Consider the following 19,101-nt stretch of genomic DNA (forward strand, 5'->3'; position numbering starts at 1 on the left):
CCATGATCCGCCCCGGCAGCACCCTTGGCATTCTCGGCGGTGGCCAGCTCGGCCGGATGATCGCGATCGCAGCCGCCGAGCTCGGCCTGCGCACCCATATCTACGCCCCCGAAGAGAACAGCCCCGCCTTCGACGTGGCTGCGGCGCACACCATCGCGTCCTACGAGGACGAGGCCGCCCTGGTGCGCTTCGCCAAGGCGGTCGATGTCATCACGTATGAATTCGAGAACGTGCCGAGCGCCACCGCCGATACCTTAAGTGCGCACGCCCTGCTTGCCCCCAACGCGCAGGCGCTGGCGGTTTCGCAGGACCGTTTTCTGGAAAAAAGCTTCGTATCGGGCCTTGGCATCGAGACAGCCCCTTTCGCGCCGGTGGCCGACGAGGCCGAGCTTGCCGAGGCCATTGCCGCCATCGGACGCCCCTCGGTGCTCAAGACCCGGCGTTTCGGCTACGACGGCAAGGGGCAGACCATCATCCGCCCCGGCGACGATCCGGCGGTCGCCTTCGAGGCCATCGGCCGCTCGCCGGCGATTCTGGAAGGTTTCGTCGCCTTCGAGCGGGAGGTTTCCGTCGTCGCCGCGCGGGGCAAGGATGGCGATTTTGCCGCCTATGACCTGTGCGAGAACGAGCACCGCGCCCACATCCTCGACACCACTCGCGTTCCCGCCGATGTGAAGCCCGGAACGGGGGAGCAGGCCATCCTCATCGCCCGCAAGATCGCCGATGCTCTCGACTATGTAGGTGTTCTGGCGGTCGAGCTGTTTCTCGTGCGGGAGAACGGGCAGGAGCGCCTCGTCGTCAACGAGATCGCCCCTCGGGTGCACAATTCCGGCCACTGGACCCTCGGCGGGGCCGAGACCTCGCAGTTCGAGCAGCATGTGCGAGCCGTCTGCGGCTGGCCCTTGGGCGCGACCGGCAGGCTCGGGCGGGTGGAAATGCAGAATCTCATCGGCAGCGACGTGGACGAGTGGGAGCGGATTCTCGCGGAACCCGGCGCACATCTGCACCTCTACGGCAAGGCCGAGGCCCGGCCGGGCCGCAAGATGGGCCACGTCACGCGGATTTTTGCAGAGAAGCCCTGAACCTTCGTCCGGCTTGGCCGTTTATCGGAGCGGGACGGCTTTTTTCGGCAAAGAAACTCTGGACACCCAAGGTTTCCTTTGCTAACGAAACCGCCCAGACGAGGTGCGCATGGCGCGCCTCCTTTGTTTTTGAATCAAACGACCCTGCGCAACACGAGGATTTCGCGTGCAGATTCTTGTCCGTGATAACAACGTCGATCAGGCGCTCCGCGCCCTGAAGAAGAAGATGCAGCGCGAAGGTATCTTCCGCGAGATGAAGCTTCGCGGCCACTTCGAGAAGCCTTCCGAGAAGAAGGCTCGCGAGAAGGCCGAAGCAGTCCGCCGCGCCCGCAAGCTGGTTCGCAAGCGCCTGCAGCGCGAAGGCCTCCTGCCTTCCAAGCCGCGCGCCGTGTCGACCCGTCCGGGACAGCCGCGCTCGGCTGAAGCCCGCTAAGGGCTCCAACCCCTTTAAGGGGTTCGGATTTTGAGTTTCCAGTCGGCGCCTTTCTGCGAAAGCGGGAGGCGCCGATTGCATTTGGAGAGCTGGCCTCCCTCCCCACAGCGTCGCGTTCCAGCATTCTGTATCCGTTAAGTTTTTTGCTGCAAAAGGCTTATTCTTCCTCATTCATCTGGAGATCCAAGGTGTTCGCCCCTTCGATTCGCCCCCTCAAGCCGCTCGCCCTCATTCTTCTCACCGCCGCTCTCGCGGCCTGTGACACCACGAGTGGCGGCATGACCCGGCGCATCGCGGTCGTGGAAGAGGACACGCAGGGCACCTCGGGGGTCAACATCTCGTCCTTGAGCGAGGTCATCGAGCGCAACCCCAACGATCCCGGCGCTTACAACACGCGCGGCGCGGCCTATGCCCGCGTCGGCCGCTACAGCGACGCGATCAGCGATTTCTCGAAGGCCGTCCAGTTCGATCCCAACTATGCCCCGGCCTACACCAACCGGGCGCTGGCCCTGCGCCAGACCGGACGCAACGATCAGGCCCTTGGCGACTTCACCCGCGCCATCCAGGCGGACCCGAATTACGGCCCGGCCTATATCGGGCGCGGCAACCTCTACCGCTCGCAGAATCAGTATCAGGACGCCCTGAACGATCTTTCCATCGCGATCCGCCTGCTGCCCGAATCGGCCGAGGCGGTCCATGCCCGTGGCCTGCTCTACCAGCGCCAGGGCATGCATCAGCAGGCCATCCTCGACTTCGACGCCACCATCGACCGCAACCCCTTCGTCGGCGCTCCTTACGCCGCGCGCGGGCAGAGCCTGATCGCCACGAACCAGTTCGAAAAGGCCATCGAGGATTTCAACGCGGCGCTGAACGTGAACAACCGCGACGCGGATTCCTGGGCCTGGCGCGGCGTCGCCTACGAGAAGATGGGCAACAAGCAGGCCGCCATCGAGAGCTTCCAGCGCGCGCTGTCCATCGACAACGGCAACAGCGTCGCCCGGCAAGGGCAGAGCCGCCTTTAAGGCTTGAAGACCGGAACCGGCGATGCGCAGCATACGTGACATCGCCGGCTTTCTCGCCTCGTTGCCGCAATGGATCGAGGCTCTTCGCCATGTCGAAAGTCTCGGCCTACCCGATTGCTGGATCGGCGCTGGCTTCATCCGCAACGCGGTCTGGGATGCGCTGCATGGGCGCGAGCCGGATTTCGCAAGTTTAAGCGACATCGACGTCGCCTATTTCGACCCCACTGACATAAGCGAGCATCGAGACATCGCGTTGGAGCAGCGCCTGCACGCGCTGAGCCCTCGGCCCAATTGGCAGGTCAGAAACCAGGCCCGCATGCACAGCCGCAACGGCGATGCGCCTTATCGCGACACGTCTCACGCCATCGCCCATTGGCCTGAGACGGCGACGGCCATAGCGGCGCGCCTGAATGACGGAGACGTCGAGCTGATCGCTCCTCACGGCATCGAGGACCTTCTCGGCCTCGTGGTGCGGCCGACACCCGCCTTCGCCCTCAAGCCCGATCTTTATCGAAAGCGGATTGCCGGCAAGGACTGGGGCGCCCGCTGGCCGCGCCTGTCTTTCATAGATCCTTGATCAGCACCGAGACGTAAGGCTCGAAACCGAAATCGCGATAGGTGCGCGCGGCCCGCTCATTGGCAACGAGCACGCCGATCATCAGGCGCTGGAGCCCGGCCTTGCGCGTCAGGCGCTCGGCTTCGTTGAGCAGCATCTGGCCGATGCCGCGCCCGCGCCAATCCTCATGGACGATGAGATCGGTCACCGTGCCGTGGAGGCGCACATCGTCGGTGATGTAGGCGGCGTCGCGATCGACGCAAAAGCCCATCGCGCCGACAATCCGGCCATCGGCTTCCGCCAGGACGATACGCCCTTCCCTGCCCGAAAGGCGGCGCAGGAGTTCGTCGTAATAGGCCTCCGCGCCCTCGTAGTCGCGGGAGCGGTCATGGGTCAGGTCGGCCTCGAACACGTTCAGCTTGTGAATGAGTTCGATGATCGCACTGCGATCCGCGAGTATCGCCGTCCGTAAGCCGATTTCCGCCATCCGTCATCTCTCAAGCAAAAAGGCCGGTCGTGACCGGCCTTCTGAACATAATACCGATGAGCGAAACGGTCAGTCGATATTCTTCAAAATCTCGTCGACCATTTTCTTGGCATCGCCGAAGAGCATCATGGTGTTGTCCTTGAAGAACAGCTCGTTCTCGACGCCCGCATAGCCGGAGCCCATGCCGCGCTTGATGAACAGCACCGTCTTGGCCTTCTCCACATCGAGAATCGGCATGCCGAAGATCGGCGAGGAGGGGTCGGTCTTGGCCGCCGGGTTCGTCACGTCGTTGGCGCCGATGACGAAGGCGACATCGGCCTGCGGGAATTCGCCGTTGATGTCCTCGAGCTCGAACACCTCGTCGTAAGGCACGTTCGCTTCGGCGAGCAGCACGTTCATGTGGCCCGGCATGCGGCCCGCCACCGGGTGGATGGCGTACTTCACCTCGACGCCCTCGGCCTTCAGCTGATCCGCCATCTCGCGAAGGGCGTGCTGGGCCTGCGCCACCGCCATGCCGTAGCCCGGCACGATGATGACCTTGGAGGCGTTCTTCATGATGAAGGCGGCATCGTCCGCCGAGCCTTGCTTCACGGGGCGCGTTTCAGCCGCGCCCGCCGCCGCACCGGCCGTCTCGCCGCCGAAGCCGCCGAGGATGACCGAGAAGAACGAGCGGTTCATGCCCTTGCACATGATGTAGGACAGGATCGCACCCGACGAGCCGACCAGCGCGCCGGTGATGATCAGCGCGAGATTGCCGAGGGTGAAGCCGATGCCCGCCGCCGCCCATCCCGAATAGGAGTTGAGCATCGACACCACCACCGGCATGTCCGCACCGCCGATGGGGATGATGAGCGTCACGCCGAGGACGAAGGACACAAGCACGATGAGCCAGAACGCGGCATGGCTCTCGGTGCGGATGAAGATCACCAGCAGCACAAACAGCAGCACGCCAAGCGCGATGTTGAGAAGGTGGCGCTGCGGCAGCATGATCGGCTTGCCGGACATGCGCCCATCGAGCTTCAAGAAGGCGATGACCGAGCCGGTGAAGGTAATCGCGCCGATGGCGACGCCGAGCGCCATCTCGAACAGCGAACTGCCGTGGATCGAACCCTCCGCGCCGATGCCGAAAGCCTGCGGCGCATAAAGCGCGCCTGCCGCCACCAGCACTGCCGTGAGGCCGACAAGAGAGTGGAACGCAGCGACGAGCTGCGGCATCGCCGTCATCGGCACCTTGCGCGCCGCCACCGCACCGATGCCGCCGCCGATTCCAAGGCCGAGGATCACCAGCGCCCAGCCGCCGAACCCGTCAGGCGGCTGCACGAAGAGGGTCGTGACAATGGCGATGCCCATGCCCGCCATGCCGAGCATGTTGCCCCGCCGCGACGTGGTCGGATGCGAAAGGCCGCGCAGGGCCAGGATGAAGAGGACGCCGGAGACGAGATAGAGGATCGAGGCGAGATTGGCCGACATCGTCTCAACCCTTCTTGCGGTACATGGCGAGCATGCGCTGGGTCACCAGGAAGCCGCCGAAGATGTTGATGGACGCCAAAACGAGGCCGATGAAGCCGAGCGTCCGCGCCCAGACCGGCCCGTCGCCGAGGGCCGGCGCCACATTGACGCCGACGGCGAGAAGCGCGCCGACCACGATCACAGAGGAGATCGCGTTCGTCACCGACATCAGCGGCGTGTGGAGCGCCGGCGTCACCGACCACACCACGTAGTACCCGACGAAGATCGCCAGGACGAAGATGGCGAGACGGAACACCGTGGGGTCGACCGCGCCGTGGGTCGCGGTGGAGGCCGCGAGCGCGACCTGATCGGCGATGGCCTGCGCGGCTTCCGCTGCGCGCTGGGCAACGGCTGCTGCGGCCTTCGATTGCTCGACTGCCTGTTCGGGTGTGAGTGCCATGCTTTCCCCCTGCCTCAAGTCGTCGGCTGAAATGCGGAATGGACGATGGCGCCGTCGCGGGTCAGGCATGTTGCCTTCACGAGTTCATCGTCCCACTTCACGGCGAGCGCCTTCGTTTCCTTGTCGACCAAGGTTTCGACGAAGGCATAGAGATTCTTGGCGTAGAGGCTGGAGGCCGTCGCGGCGAGGCGGCCCGGCACGTTGAGATGCCCGACGATCTTCACGCCGTTATGCTCCGCCACTTCACCGGGCTTGGAAAGTTCGCAATTGCCGCCGCGCTCGACAGCGAGATCGACCACCACTGAACCCGGCTTCATGCTCTCCACCATATCCCGCGTCACAAGCTTCGGCGCGGGACGGCCCGGGATCAGCGCCGTGGTGATGACGATGTCCTGCTTGGCGATGTGCGAGGCAACGAGCGCGGCCTGCTTGGCGCGATATTCCGCCGACATCTCCTTGGCGTAGCCGCCCGCCGTCTCTGCCTGCTTGAACTCTTCGTCCTCGACCGCGATGAACTTGGCGCCCAGGCTCTCCACCTGTTCCTTGGCGGCGGGGCGCACGTCCGTTGCCGTCACCACCGCGCCAAGACGGCGCGCCGTGGCGATGGCCTGCAGGCCCGCAACGCCCGCGCCCATGATGAAGACGCGCGCCGCCGGCACCGTGCCCGCCGCCGTCATCATCATCGGCATGGCCCGGCCATATTCCGCCGTGGCGTCAATCACCGCGCGGTAGCCGGCAAGGTTCGCCTGCGAGGACAACACGTCCATCACCTGCGCGCGGGTGATGCGCGGCATCAATTCCATGGAAAAAGCGGCGACCTTGGCCTCGGCCAGCGCTTTGAGCGCAGCATCCTGGCCATAAGGATCCATGATCGCGATCACCAGCGCGCCGGGCTTGATGACCTTTAGTTCCGCCTCGGTCGGGCGGCGGACCTTGAGGACGACATCAGCATCCTTGCCGGCGCTCTTCGCGTCCTTCGCGATGCTCGCGCCGGCGGCCTCGAATTCCGCATCGGGAACCCCGGCCCGAACGCCGGCGCCCGCTTGCACGACAATGTCGGCACCAAGGGATTTGTATTTTTTGACGGTCTCGGGCGTTGCGGCGACCCGTGGCTCCACGGCATCGGTTTCGGAGAGAACGGCTATCAGCATGCACACCCCCGCGCTCGGCGCCCGTCAGACGCCTCGAATTTTAGAGCATGATCAGTGGGCACCGGTTGTTCGCCCGGATCATGCGGCAGTCTAGAAAACGAAAGGCTGAGCGTGTTTCAAGAGACGCAATCAGCCTCTCGTCTGAAGCTACATATTTGAGGCTCGCTCAAGGGGCAGCCGCGGCTCGAACCGTGACCATCCCCTAATTTGTTGATTTATAACGGTCTTCCGAAAGAGCAACCCTGCCGTTGCAGGGCGTACTCTTAGTAGAAGACGAGAGCCAGGAGCAGCAGAACCGCGACGGCCAGGGGCGCGCGGATGCCGATGGCGGAAGACTTGGCGCCGGCAGCGCCGGCCACGAGCGAAAGGGCGACGCCGACGATCGCGGTCAGCCAGCCATGCTTCACGCCGCCGACAGCAAGCGCCAGCACCCAGCAGATAACGACGGCCGTCCCGATTTCGGCAAAGGTCACGAAGCCCCGATAGGTTGCCTCATGAGCCGCCTCGTCCATCGCGGGGTGGTATTCCGTGTCCGTCACCTGATTGGTCGCCATTGTCATGCCCTGAGTTCAGCATTCGATATTGATGCTGCGTTTACCGCATGGATCGGCCCGCCGCAATCTTCGAATGGAGCAAGCTCCCGAAAATGCCGCCTGTAAGGCCTTTAGCAACCGCCGCGGCGTCAGCCCCGGCGCTAGGCCCCTGCGGGCGCCGGAATGCCAAGGAACTCCCGCCATTGCGGCAGGCAAGCAGTGGCATAATCATACTTTTCGACGGCAAGGGCACGAGCAGCCCGGGCCATCTCCGCCGAACGCTCCTTTTCGACGATGGTCTCGCGCACCCGCGCAGCCAGCGCCTTCTCGTCGAAGAACGGGAAGAGCCGACCGTTGACGCCGTCCTGGATGACCTCGCGAACCGGATCCGTATCGGAGGCGACGATCCGGCATTCAAGCGCCATGGATTCGATCAACGACCAGGACAGCACGAAGGGATAGGTCATGTAGATATGGGCCGAGGAAACCTGGAGCACCCGCACGAATTGCTCGTAGGGCAGGCTGCCGACGAAATGAACGCGGGACCAGTCGACCGGCCGCTCGATCTTGGAGCGGAACACGTCGAACCAGCTCTGGCCGTTCGGGGCCGAGCCCGAATAGCTCGTTCCCTTGCCGCCAATGATCACGACCTGAAGTTCGGGATCGATGTCGAGCATATAGGGCAGGCTTCGGAAGACGATGTGCGCGCCGCGCATCGGCTCGATGTTGCGGGTCACGAACGTGACGACGGGCTTGTCGCGGGTCAGCATCGGCCCGTTTTTCGCGCCGATGCGGATTTTCACGTCAGGACTGGCAACCAGCTTCTGCGTATCGATCCCGTCGTGAATGACCTCGACTCTGTCGTGCAGGTATTCCGGGAAGGTGTTGCGCTGGTAAACGGTGGGAGCGACGGCGACGTCAGCCGCATCGAGCGCGCCGAGCTGCATGGAGTTCTTCAGCCGCAGACGCCAGATGACTTCTTCGCTCGTCACCGGATACTCCGGATCGAAATCGCAATCCTGCCCCTTGGCCCGGTAGTAATATTCGAAATAGGCGACGTGCTTCGCGTTCGGCCAGATGTCCTTGAGGAAAAGGTTCTCGCCCCAGCCCGTGTTGACGACGACCACATCCGGCTGGAGGCCCTGATCGGCCAGCTTGCGTGCCAGATGGGCAACGCCGTAGGCGCGCCGCAACCGAGGGACGACAGGGGAATAGCGGTTCTGGAACGGGGCGTCCTCCGGCCCGGCCACCGGGTTGTAATTATAGACCTTCACACCGGGGATGGGGGATCGCTTCGCCGTGTCGGTCATGCACAGGCCGATGACCTCGTGACCCTCGGCTGCGAAACTCCGCGCAAGGCGCTGGAACTGACCCGGAAAATTCTGGTGAACGAAAACGATCTTCATCGGCATACCCCTTACCAACCGTAACTACGGTGTTCGGGCGGCGAATGCAACCTCATAACGTTGAGACGAGAAGGCCGCAGGCTCCGAGCGCCTGCGCCTGCCTCGCCGCAAGGCCTTCGACCAAAAAAGCCTCGATCTCGTCCTCGAAGAGGCGGTGATAATTCAATTCCGCGCGCAGATGCAGGAAGACGGCTCCCAGCCCGACGGCAGCGCGGTCCATGAAGACGAATTCGCGCGGCACGGTGACCGGGCCTTTTTCTTTCAGCGCCTTGTGAACCTGAAAAGCCTGGCGACGGCCATATTCTCCGGGCGCGACGCCATCCGCCACCGTGCGGACCCGATCGTCCAGCAGCGGGCCATAGATGAACCCCGCCCAGATATTGAGAATGTCGATCAGGTCATGGGACAGGTTCTTGAAGCCCCATGTCTCGTAAGCGTGAACGACGCGCGCGCGGTCGTTCTGTTGCAGGCCGCGATAAAGATCGACCACGCCGCCAACGAACTTGGGATCGAAAATACGGATGCAGCCGTAATCGAGCAGGTTGATCCCCCGCGCCTCGCCGCCTTCCGAAAACACGGTGTAGTTTCCAAGATGCGGATCGCCGTGGATCACGCCCGCATGGCTGAAGGGATGCCACCAGGCCTTGAACATGGCGACGGCGAGGCGATTGCGGATGGCTGCGTCGGCGCTCACGAAGTTGAGGATCCTCTCCCCTTCGAGCCAGCTCAAGGTGAGCAGGCGGCGCGTCGAGAGATCGGGGTGAACCTGCGGCACGCGAACCTCGCCGATGCCTTCGAGCAGGTGCGCATAGAGCGCGGCGTGCTTCGCTTCACGTTCGTAGTCGAGTTCCTCGCGAACACGCTCGCCGATCTCCTGAGCGATCTCGCTCGTGTCGATGACAGGATCGAGACGACGATGAAGCGCCAGCGCGATGTCGAGTTGCTTCAGATCCGCTTCGACGGCGGACTGCATGTCGGGATATTGCAGTTTGCAGGCGAGCGCCTCGCCCTGTTTCGATGTCGCCCGATGCACCTGGCCCAAGGACGCTGCCGCCGCGGGGTGAGGATCGAAGGAGCCGAAGCGGCTGCGCCAATCCGGCCCAAGCTCCGCCTGCATCCGCCGCATCACGAAAGCCGCGCCCATCGGCGGGGCTTCGCTTTGCAGCTTCTGGAGTTCTGCGGCATATTCGGGCGGTAGAAGATCCGGAATGGTGGCGAGAAGCTGCGCCACCTTCATGATCGGGCCTTTCAACCCGCCGAGAGCCTGAGCGAGCGCGATGGCGTTGGCTGCAGTGCTCTCGCCGCCGAAGATGCGGGCTCCCGCCATGCGCGCCGCGACGCCGCTCATGTTCGCGCCAACGCGGGCATAGCGCGCGGCGCGGGCGGAAAAGCGGTTCGCTTCGCGGTCGCGCTCTGGCATGGGCTCTACGCCGCCTTCTCCATCTCTTCGAGTTCGGCGATCAGACGCTCGATCATCGACAGGCCGATCTGCCAGAACGCGGGATCGCTGGCATTGAGGCCGAAGGGTGCGAGAAGTTCGGAGTAGTGCTTCGTTCCACCGGCTGAAAGCAGTGCGAAGTAGCGGTCGACGAAGCCCTCGCTCGAACGTTCGTAAATGCCGTAGAGCGAATTCACGAGGCAATCGCCGAAAGCGTACGCGTAGACGTAGAACGGCGAATGGATGAAGTGCGGGATATAGGCCCAGAAGGTTTCATAACCGGGGCCGAGGCGGATCGCGCGGCCGAGGCTCTCTGCCTGCACCGACATCCACAGATCGCACAATTGATCGGCGGTGAGTTCGCCGTTTCGCCGCTCCACATGAACCTTGCGCTCGAAGGAGTAGAACGCGATCTGGCGCACGACGGTGTTGAGCATGTCCTCAACCTTCGCCGCCAGCATCGCCTTGCGCTGCACCTTGTCGGCGGTCTGGTCGAGCAGGCGGCGGAAGGTGAGCATTTCACCGAAGACGCTCGCCGTTTCGGCAAGCGTCAGCGGCGTCGGCGCCATGAGTGCGCCGTTGGGCGCGGCGAGAACCTGATGAACGCCGTGGCCCAGTTCATGCGCAAGCGTCATCACATCGCGCGGCTTGCCCTGATAGTTCAGGAGAACATAAGGATGCGCTGACGGAACCGTCGGATGCGCGAAAGCGCCCGGCGCTTTTCCGGGACGCGTCGGTGCGTCGATCCACTTTTCATCGAAGAAACGTTCCGCGATCTGCGCCATGCGCGGCGAGAAGGCGGAATAAGCGCCAAGCACCGTCTCGCGCGCCTCGTTCCAGGTGATGGTGCGTTGCTCCACCTTCGGCAGGGGCGCATTGCGATCCCAGTAATCCAGCGCGTCCTTGCCGAACCACTTCGCCTTCAGCGCGTAATAGCGATGCGAGAGGCGCGGATAGGCCTCGCGCACAGCGGACACCATTGCCTCGACAACCTCGCGCTCGACGCGGTTGGCGAGGTGACGGGAATCCGCCACGTCCTCGAAGCCGCGCCAGCGGTCGGAGATTTCCTTGTCCTTCGCGAGTGTATTGGTAATCAGCGTGAAGGTGCGCAGATTCGCCTTGAAGACCTTGCCCAACGCTTCGGCGGCATCCTTGCGGACGCTGCCATCCGTATCCTGCAGCTTGTTCAGGGTCGGCTCGATGGCAAGCTCCTCGCCCCGCACGTTGAAGCGCAAAGCGGCGATGGTCTCATCGAACAAGCGGTTCCAGGCGGAACGGCCTGTCACCGATTTCTCGTGGAACAGCTTCTCGATGCTATCTTCGAGCTGATACGGCTTGTCCTTGCGCAGGTCCTCGATCCACGGGCGGAAATGGGCGAGCGGCGCGTTGCTCATGGCCTTGTCCATCACCGCATCGTCGATGCGGTTCAGTTCGAGGCCGAAGAACAGCAACTCGCTCGACGCCGCCGTCAGCCGCTCTTGCGTGTCGCCATAGAACTTCGCCCGCACCGGATCTGTCGTATCGCCGGAATAGACGAGCCCGGCATAGGACATGAGCCGTCCTAAAAGATCCTCGACCCTCTCGTAGCGGCGCACCGCCTCGCTGAGGCGCAAGGAGGCATCCGCCGCCTGGGCCAGTTCCGCCAGCTTGCCACGATAGGTTTCGGCGATGGCCTGGCACTCCGCCTCCGCCTTGATCATGTCCGCCTTGAAGGCCTCGCTGTCGATGCCGGGATAAAGATGGGAGAGATCCCACTCCGGAAGCGAACCGAAATCGGCATCAGTGGCGGCGCTTGCGATAGCAGACTGGTGAACCATGAGGGCATCCTGAAAAGTAGGCATTTTGTCCGAAAACGTTCGAGAAGGCTGCCCGGAATATTGGATGCCGGGCGCATCCGATCAACCCATCGCACTGAAAAGGTTGGTGCGCCGTTAACGGCGGGTTTACCATTTTTTCAGGCGGTGCCGGAACCCTTGAAGGAACGAATTCCGCGCCTGAAATTTACGCTCCGCTCTTTACAAAAAGTTGAAGGAATTGGGCTAGGAATCGGGTACCGCCGGCATGGCCGCCTGAGCATTTCGCGCATTTAAGTTTGTACGAGGATCGTCCCTCGCAGAAACCCCTTTTGCGTTTCGCTGACTTCGGGCGGGCGCAAAAAAGGGAATGGAGCGAGAGAGATGCGGAATCTGCGCAGGACCATTGGCTGTCTGGGTCTGGCCGGATCGGTGTCGTTATACGCGGTTGCCGCCGCAGCTCTTGAAACGGCGGAAGGCGGACCGCACCCGCAAAACGCATCCGAAATCATTCTCGCTCTGCCGGTTGAGACCGCCTCCCCCGTCTTCGACGACCTGATCCCTGCCCCGCCCACTCCCGCGCCCGTCGCGATCTCGGAGGAAGACGCCCGGCCGCTTCAGGCCTCGGTCGATATCCCCACGCCCGCCGCCGTCACCTTCACGCAAGGTGACGTCCTGCGCGGCGCGATCATGGACCGGCTGGCGAATGATACCGCCATGCGCGAGCTTCGGTTGAACGCCAAGGACCGCGAGGCGCTGACGGCCTTCTATACCGCTGCCGCCCAGCCCACCCTCTGGTCGCGGGACGGTGCCTTTCTGCCGGCAGCGCAAGGCGTTGCCGCGATCTTGCGCGACGCTGGCAACGATGGCCTCGACCCGGCAGACTATCCTTTACCCTCCCTGTCGCTGGCGAAGGACGCTCCTCCCGCCGCGTGGGCGGAGGCCGACCTGAAGCTCAGCGTCGCGGCGATCCGCTATGCCCGCGATGCGCGCGGCGGGCGCATCGACCCCGCCCGCCTTTCCAATCTTATTGCGCCGACGCTCGATCTTCCCGCCATCGAGGCGATCTTGAGCGCCCTCGTCTCCACGCCCGATGCCGGTGTGGCGCTTGCCGATTTCAATCCACCGCATGAGGGCTACCGCGCCCTCAAGGCGAAACTGGCGCAGTTGCGCGAGAACAACGTGCCCCGCCCCGTCGTGCATGTTCCCAAGGGGCCGACGCTGCGGCTCGGCATGCGCGATCCGCGCGTGCCGCTGATCCGCGCCCGCTTCAACCTGGGCCCCTCGTCCGGTGACGAGACCGCCTATGACCACACGGTCGTCTCCGCCGTCTCCGCCTTCCAGAAGGAGAAGGGGTTGCCGACCAGCGGCGACCTCACGGCGCAGACCGTCGCCGCGCTCGACCCCGGCACCTCGGCGGCGCGGCTCGAAGGCGATCTCATCGCCAACATGGAGCGCTGGCGCTGGCTGCCTCGCGATCTCGGTACGCGGCACATCTTCGTCAACGTGCCCGAGTACCGCCTGCGCTTCGTGCAGGATAAGGACGTCATTCACGAGACGCGGGTGATCGTCGGCAAGAAGGAGAGCCAGACGCCGATTTTCTCCGATGAGATGAAGTATCTCGTCGTGAACCCGTCCTGGACCGTGCCGCCCTCGATCATGAAGAAAGAGTTTCTGCCCGCACTTGCCAGCGATCCGACCTATGCCGCGCGGAAGGGCTACAAGGTCATCCGCAACGGCAACCGGATCTCGGTGCAGCAGCCGCCCGGCGAGCGCAACGCGCTGGGCTACGTGAAATTCATGTTCCCCAACCAATACGCCGTTTACCTGCACGACACCCCGAACAGAAAGCTGTTCTCGGCGCAGGACCGCGCCTTCAGCCACGGCTGCGTGCGTGTCGACCAGCCTTTCCAGCTGGCGCAAGAGGTCCTGGAAAGCCAGGGCTGGAACGAGCAGAAGCTGCGTGGCCTGATCGGCAAGGGCGAGCGCTATATCCACCTGCGCGAGCCGCTGCCGGTCCACCTGACCTATTTCACGCTCTCCTCCGACGAGACCGGCGAAATGAAGACCTTCGAGGATCTCTATGGCCTCAACCGCAAGGTCCGGGCCGCCCTGGGGCTCGACGGGTGACCTAATTCACCGGCCTGAATTTTTTTCGTCAGGCTTAACGTGGAAGTAACCGTCTTCGGCAAATCTCCCTTCACTATAAGGGAAGCCGCTCCCCCTCCTTGCGGCGCGTAAAAGACGAGTATCACAGTGAGAGTCATGCGTTCGGGCCGCAAGGCGGCCGCGTCGAACTTCGCGCGCCGGACTGGAATCGGCCTTGTCGCGCTGGCTGCCCTCCTCATCGGCGGCACGCGGGGCACTCAGGATGCCATCGCCAACGGCGACACGCGGACCCTGACCTTCTATCACAACAACACCAAGGAAACGGTGACCGTCACGTTCCGGCGCAACGGCCAGTACGATTCTTCCGGTCTCGAGCAACTGAACTGGTTCCTGCGCGACTGGCGCCGCGACGAGCCGACCCGTATGGACCCACGCCTCTTCGATACGGTGTGGGAGGTTTATCGGGAAGTCGGCGCGGGCTCGCCGGTCCATGTCAATTCGGGCTACCGCTCGCCGAACACCAACGCGATGCTGCGCCGTCGCTCCAGCGCCGTGGCGAAGAACAGCCAGCACATGCTCGGCAAGGCGATGGATTTCTACATCCCCGACGCCTCGACGGAGCGCCTTCGCGCCATCGGCATGCGCCTGCAAAACGGCGGCGTCGGTTATTACCCCAACGCCTATACGCCTTTCGTTCACCTCGACGTCGGCAGCGTGCGCGCCTGGCCGCGCATGACGCGCGACCAGCTCGCCCGCATCTTCCCCGATGGCAAAACCGTGCACATTCCCGCCGATGGCACGCCGATGGCGCGCTACGAGGAAGCACGCGCCGAAGTGCTCGCCAAGGGCGGCGCGGTCGCGGGCTACACCGCCTATGCTGAAGCGGAAGAGGGAGGCGGCGCTGCCGCACCGTCCCGGCGCAGGAGCCTGTGGGCGACGCTCTTCGGCGGCAGCGACGAGGATGAGGATGCGGAAGAAATCCGCACTGCTTCCCGCCCAGGCCGCGCGATTATCGCGAGCCGCAATACGCCGGACAGAAACGCTTACGCGAGCGACTCGGCTACGTCTGTCCTGATGGCCTACAACAACGGGTCCTCGGTTCCGCAACAGCCGGCACCTCGCGCCGCTCCGGTGCAGGTGGCGAGGCAGGAACCGGATGAGCAGGCGATCCGTAGCGCCGCCGCCGCCTTACGTGACGATCCGATCTCACCGCCGCCGCTCCCGCCTGTCGCTCCGACACGGATTGCGGGACTGCCGAGCACGATCGACACGCCAACCGGACCGACGCTCGCCTGGCAGCAGGGAGCCTCGGGCCAAAATGGCGCGGACATGAAAATCGGCCGCGAGAACACCTTCGCGCCGATGCCGCCTCGCCGGCCTGACGACAACGCGGCGCCGTCCACGACCGTTCTTGCTTATGCGCCGATGCCGCCGGTTCGCCCGAGCACGCTCGCCGCGACGAACCCGATCCCCGGCCTGCCCGACGCGCGCGGCACTGTCGATGTCACGACGACGGCATCGATCAATCATCCGCTGCCGCCGCCGCGCCCTGGCGCGCGCGCCATCGCCGTCGCCGCCGCAGGGCCGGTCGAGCTTCCTGCCAAACCGAACTCCGCGGCAAAGGACAAGGCCGCACCAGCACCGAGTCCACTGGCGGCAAATGCGGCTCTGCATATGAGCTTCTCGTCGAAGCCGATGGGGGATCTCGCGACGAACAAGTTCAGCGGCCCCTCGGTCAAGCCGCTTCCGGTTCTTCGTTAGGCATCGGTTCTAGCTCCAGGCATATTGAAAGGGCGGGCTCAACCCCGCCCTTTTCTTTGCCTTGAATCGTCTGCGTTGATCACTGCGCAAAAGAAAAAAGACGCCGCTTCATGAAAAGGGCGTCTTTCAAGCAGCCTCCTTCGAGGGAGCCTTTCTCTCAGCGCAATGCCGCCAATCTCGGCGATGCCGGCTCGACGGCCTGCCGCGAGACTTTCTCGTAAAGGCCGCGATTGACCGCATCGGGTGACAGGTCTTCCGTGAGACCGATCACCGTCTCGGCGGCTCCAAGCAACAACGCGCCATCCGCCGGCAGCGCATTGGCAAGACGCTTGAGGACATCCGTTTTCGTTGGCCTGTCGAAATAGATCAGCACATTGCGGCAATAGATGATGTCGAAAGTGCCGAGCTGTCCGAATTCCTTGATGAGGTTGAGCGGCTTGAAATCCACCATCGAGCGGATCTGCGGAGCGATCTGCCACTGGTCGCCGACGCGGGTGAAGTATTTCAGGAGCAGCTGAATAGGCAAACCGCGCTGAACTTCGAACTGGTTATAAAGACCGGCCTTCGCCTTCTCCAAAACTTCAGTCGAAATGTCAGTGGCGACGATCTCCACGCGCCAGCCCGCAAGGCGGGACGCCGCTTCGCTCAACAGCATCGCGAGCGAGTAGGGTTCCTGCCCGGTCGAGGCGGCCGCGCACCAGATGCGCAGGCGGCGCGTGGTGGCTCGCGCAGTCAGATAGCGCGGCAGCAGAACATTCTGAAAGAGATCAAACGGCGACTTGTCGCGAAAGAAAAAGGTCTCGTTCGTCGTCATCGCCTCGACGACGGATTTTTCGAGATCGGGATCCCTTCCCGCTTTCAGGCCCGCGATCAACTCGGACAATGTCTCGACATGAAAGGTCTTACACACAGGCGCGAGCCTGCTCTCGACCAGGTAGCGCTTTTCAGGCGTCAGGGCGAGACCCGAGCGGGTCTTGAGAAAAGCGCAGAGAAAATCGAGATCGAGTTCGGTCATGAGGAGGAACCGGTGATGTAGCCCTTCAAAGCGGGGCCGATGGCGTCGAGAGGCAGAACATCATGAGCAAGGCCGGCCTTAGCGATGCTGCCCGGCATGCCCCAGACGGTGCTGGTGGCTTCGTCCTGAGCCAGAACGGTGGCTCCGGCCTTCACGAGGGCGCGCGCACCTTGCGTGCCGTCCGCTCCCATCCCCGTCAGCACGACGGCGAGCGCCGCCTTGCCGAGCACCGCCGCCGCATCGCGAAACAACACGTCCACGGCAGGGCGGCAGAAGTTGACCGGCGGCGTGTCGTCGAGGCGGATCACGGGCACATCACTTCCCGTCCGCGAGAGCCCCATGTGACGGCCTCCCGGTGCGATGAAGATCGTTCCCGGCGAAAGCGGCTCACCATGCGTGGGCTCGCAGGCCCGCAGGCCGAATTGCGTCTGCAGGTGCTCGGCAAAAACGGCGGTGAACATCGGGGGCATGTGCTGCACCACGAGAATGGGCACGCGCCGCAGCGCCGAGCCGAGGCCGCCCAGCACTTCCTCAACCGCGCGCGGGCCGCCCGTCGATGCGCCGATCAGCAGGCACTCGGGGCGCGTTGCGATGGGCTTAATTGATGGCCGCGCAACAACGGCGGCAGGAGCCACGCGCACCGGGCGAGCTCGCGATCCGGCATGGATCGTCAGCTTCTCGATGAGATCCCGGCGGAAGTCGGCGGATGCACTCACCTGGTGGCGCCCGTCGGGTTTCGCCAGATAATCGGCGGCCCCCATCGAAAGGCACTTCAGGGAAATTTCCGCATTGCGCTGCGTGAGCGTGGAAACCACGATGACCCGCATCCCGGGCTTCTGCTTGAGGAGGAGCGGCAGCGCCGCGACGCCGTCCATCTCCGGCATCTCGAGATCGAGCAGCACGATATCAGGCTGGAACCGCTCCACCGCCTCAACGGCAATCCGCCCATTGGCGGCGGTGGTGACGACGTCGAATTTTCCAACCTCGGCGATCCAGCGCGCGACGAGGCCGCGAATGACAACGCTGTCGTCAACGACCATGACGCGGGTCTTTGGCGGCTCTGCGGAGGTCACGGAGGAAAGAGGCTCGGCTGTCATCGGTGTGTCTTGGCGTTGGAGGGAGATTCAAAATCGAGAGGCAGAGTTTCAGGCGAGGCCGACTTCCTGAAACTTCGCGATCAGAATGTCCTTGTCGAAAGGCTTCATGATGTACTCGTTGGCACCCGCATCGAGTGCGCGCGAGATGAAGGCGATGTCGTTCTCCGTCGTGCAGAACACCACCTTCGGTTCGACGCCGCCGGGAAGTTGCCGCAACCGCCCGAGAAATTCGTAGCCGTCCATCACCGGCATGTTCCAGTCGAGGAGCACAGCATCGGGCATCTCGGATCGGCAGGCCGACAACCCTTTCTCGCCGTTCTCGGCCTCCGAGACGCGGAATGACATCTCCTCCAGAATACGGCGGGCGACTTTCCGGATGACGGTGGAATCATCAACAATCAGGCAATGCTTCACTGGCGTGCACTCCGTGAGAGAAGATCAGGCGGCCTGTGCTTCAGCCCCGAAGGCGAGCACGGCATCGACGTCGAGAATGATAAGAAGCTTTCCGTCAAGCTGGTGGACTCCTTGCGAGAGCGTGGCCCATTCCGGGTCCATGTGAACCGGGTTCGGCTGCAGGGCGTCGGGATCGAGCTTGAGCACTTCGCCGACTTCATCCACGAGCAGGCCGAAAGCTTCGCCCCGGTGCTCGAGCCCCACCGCCATGCGCCGCTCGACCGTTTCGAGATCGGGCAATCCAAGACGCCGGCGCAGCGAGACGGCGGTGACGACACGCCCGCGCAGATTCAGCAGCCCGGCGATCTCGCGCGAGGCCAGCGGCACGGCGGTGATCTCACTGGCCACGAACACGTCATGTACGCGCTCGATGGGCAGGGCGAGCATCTGGCCCGCAACCGTGACGGTGGGATATTCACGATAGTCGGCGAAGGCTCTCGCCTTCTCCGCACCGACGATCCGGTTGTGCGCGTTGTCGTGTTTCATGGCTCAAGCGGCCTTGACGCCGGAAAGGAAGCCATCGACCTCCTGGCCGAGGGTTGAGGAGTGGCGGGCGAGTTCCTGGGCGGCGCCGAGGACCTGGGAGGCGGCGGCACCGGTTTCGCCCGCGCCCTGGCGGACATCGCCGATGTTGCCGGTGACCATCTCCGTGCCGCGCGCGGCCTCCTGCACGTTGCGCGCGATCTCCGCCGTCGCCGCGCCCTGCTCCTCCATCGCCGCCGCGATCGACACCGAGATCTGCGACATCTCCGTGATCGTCTTGGCGATCTCGTGGATCGCCCGCACCGCCTCGTCCGTCGCCTGCTGCACCGAGCCGATCTGTGCCGAGATCTCGTCCGTCGCCTTCGAGGTCTGG

The 19,101-nt window shown here is 63.8% G+C and carries 18 protein-coding genes and 1 pseudogene; 6 read left to right on the forward strand and 13 right to left on the reverse strand.

Going from position 1 to position 19,101, the window contains the following annotated elements:
• Positions 1–2: 2 nt before the first annotated feature.
• The 4 genes from DQW91_RS12150 (at position 3) to DQW91_RS12165 (ending at position 3,114) form a co-directional block, all read left to right on the forward strand.
• On the forward strand, positions 3–1,082 hold the full coding sequence (locus DQW91_RS12150) for a 5-(carboxyamino)imidazole ribonucleotide synthase (protein WP_112663888.1): 1,080 nt from the start codon (positions 3–5) through the stop codon (positions 1,080–1,082).
• Positions 1,083–1,248: 166 nt separating this feature from the next.
• The gene (gene rpsU / locus DQW91_RS12155) at positions 1,249–1,515 is read left to right on the forward strand and encodes a 30S ribosomal protein S21 (RefSeq protein WP_112663889.1); all 267 of its coding nucleotides are present in this window, start codon (positions 1,249–1,251) and stop codon (positions 1,513–1,515) included.
• A gap of 188 nt (positions 1,516–1,703) precedes the next feature.
• Positions 1,704–2,537 carry a tetratricopeptide repeat protein gene (locus DQW91_RS12160; RefSeq protein ID WP_245411006.1) on the forward strand — a complete coding sequence of 278 codons (834 nt, stop codon included), beginning with the start codon at positions 1,704–1,706 and terminating at the stop codon, positions 2,535–2,537.
• Between the two features lie 22 nt (positions 2,538–2,559).
• Complete coding sequence (locus DQW91_RS12165) at positions 2,560–3,114, forward strand: nucleotidyltransferase family protein (protein WP_112663890.1); 555 nt, start codon at positions 2,560–2,562, stop codon at positions 3,112–3,114.
• Here the strand turns inward: DQW91_RS12165 and DQW91_RS12170 are convergent.
• The 8 genes from DQW91_RS12170 to DQW91_RS12205 form a co-directional block, all read right to left on the reverse strand.
• Positions 3,101–3,580: a GNAT family N-acetyltransferase gene (locus DQW91_RS12170; protein ID WP_112663891.1), complete on the reverse strand. Its 480-nt coding sequence runs from the start codon at positions 3,578–3,580 to the stop codon at positions 3,101–3,103. The genes DQW91_RS12165 and DQW91_RS12170 overlap by 14 nt on opposite strands.
• 69 nt (positions 3,581–3,649) lie before the next feature.
• Positions 3,650–5,050 (reverse strand): NAD(P)(+) transhydrogenase (Re/Si-specific) subunit beta, encoded by a 1,401-nt coding sequence (locus DQW91_RS12175; protein WP_112663892.1) that lies wholly within the window; start codon positions 5,048–5,050, stop codon positions 3,650–3,652.
• Between the two features lie 4 nt (positions 5,051–5,054).
• Positions 5,055–5,489 carry a proton-translocating transhydrogenase family protein gene (locus DQW91_RS12180; RefSeq protein WP_112663893.1) on the reverse strand — a complete coding sequence of 145 codons (435 nt, stop codon included), beginning with the start codon at positions 5,487–5,489 and terminating at the stop codon, positions 5,055–5,057.
• A gap of 14 nt (positions 5,490–5,503) precedes the next feature.
• Entirely contained in the window at positions 5,504–6,640 is a 1,137-nt protein-coding gene (locus DQW91_RS12185) for a Re/Si-specific NAD(P)(+) transhydrogenase subunit alpha (RefSeq protein WP_112663894.1), read from the reverse strand.
• A gap of 263 nt (positions 6,641–6,903) precedes the next feature.
• Positions 6,904–7,194 carry an aa3-type cytochrome c oxidase subunit IV gene (locus tag DQW91_RS12190; RefSeq protein WP_112663895.1) on the reverse strand — a complete coding sequence of 97 codons (291 nt, stop codon included), beginning with the start codon at positions 7,192–7,194 and terminating at the stop codon, positions 6,904–6,906.
• A gap of 140 nt (positions 7,195–7,334) precedes the next feature.
• The gene (locus tag DQW91_RS12195; RefSeq protein ID WP_198411855.1) at positions 7,335–8,579 is read right to left on the reverse strand and encodes a glycosyltransferase; all 1,245 of its coding nucleotides are present in this window, start codon (positions 8,577–8,579) and stop codon (positions 7,335–7,337) included.
• A gap of 52 nt (positions 8,580–8,631) precedes the next feature.
• Complete coding sequence (locus DQW91_RS12200; protein ID WP_112663897.1) at positions 8,632–9,999, reverse strand: ABC1 kinase family protein; 1,368 nt, start codon at positions 9,997–9,999, stop codon at positions 8,632–8,634.
• A 5-nt stretch (positions 10,000–10,004) separates the two neighbouring features.
• Entirely contained in the window at positions 10,005–11,834 is a 1,830-nt protein-coding gene (locus DQW91_RS12205; RefSeq protein ID WP_245411007.1) for a M3 family oligoendopeptidase, read from the reverse strand.
• Positions 11,835–12,242: 408 nt separating this feature from the next.
• Here DQW91_RS12205 and DQW91_RS12210 point away from each other — a divergent pair, with 408 nt between their 5' ends.
• Together DQW91_RS12210 and DQW91_RS12215 are read left to right on the forward strand one after the other, a co-directional pair.
• Positions 12,243–13,940, forward strand: a complete 1,698-nt coding sequence (locus tag DQW91_RS12210) for a L,D-transpeptidase family protein (RefSeq protein WP_245411008.1) — start codon at positions 12,243–12,245, stop codon at positions 13,938–13,940.
• A 135-nt stretch (positions 13,941–14,075) separates the two neighbouring features.
• On the forward strand, positions 14,076–15,680 hold the full coding sequence (locus DQW91_RS12215) for a peptidoglycan L,D-endopeptidase MepK (RefSeq protein WP_112663900.1): 1,605 nt from the start codon (positions 14,076–14,078) through the stop codon (positions 15,678–15,680).
• 157 nt (positions 15,681–15,837) lie between these two features.
• On the opposite strand, the gene DQW91_RS12220 is transcribed toward DQW91_RS12215, so the two are convergent.
• The 5 genes and pseudogenes from DQW91_RS12220 to DQW91_RS12240 all read right to left on the reverse strand — a co-directional run.
• Positions 15,838–16,695, reverse strand: a complete 858-nt coding sequence (locus DQW91_RS12220) for a CheR family methyltransferase (protein ID WP_112663901.1) — start codon at positions 16,693–16,695, stop codon at positions 15,838–15,840.
• Entirely contained in the window at positions 16,692–17,792 is a 1,101-nt protein-coding gene (locus DQW91_RS12225) for a protein-glutamate methylesterase/protein-glutamine glutaminase (protein WP_245411009.1), read from the reverse strand. Before DQW91_RS12225 ends, DQW91_RS12220 begins: the two co-directional genes overlap by 4 nt.
• Before the next feature lie 48 nt (positions 17,793–17,840).
• A complete protein-coding gene (locus tag DQW91_RS12230; protein ID WP_112663902.1) occupies positions 17,841–18,206 on the reverse strand; it encodes a response regulator in 366 nt (121 codons plus the stop codon).
• Positions 18,207–18,230: 24 nt separating this feature from the next.
• On the reverse strand, positions 18,231–18,731 hold the full coding sequence (locus DQW91_RS12235) for a chemotaxis protein CheW (protein WP_112663903.1): 501 nt from the start codon (positions 18,729–18,731) through the stop codon (positions 18,231–18,233).
• Between the two features lie 3 nt (positions 18,732–18,734).
• Positions 18,735–19,101, reverse strand: a pseudogene (locus DQW91_RS12240) (methyl-accepting chemotaxis protein); the annotation flags it as partial.

Origin of the sequence: Microvirga flavescens (assembly GCF_003290125.1) — a bacterium.
Taxonomy (GTDB): Bacteria; Pseudomonadota; Alphaproteobacteria; order Rhizobiales; family Beijerinckiaceae; genus Microvirga; species Microvirga flavescens.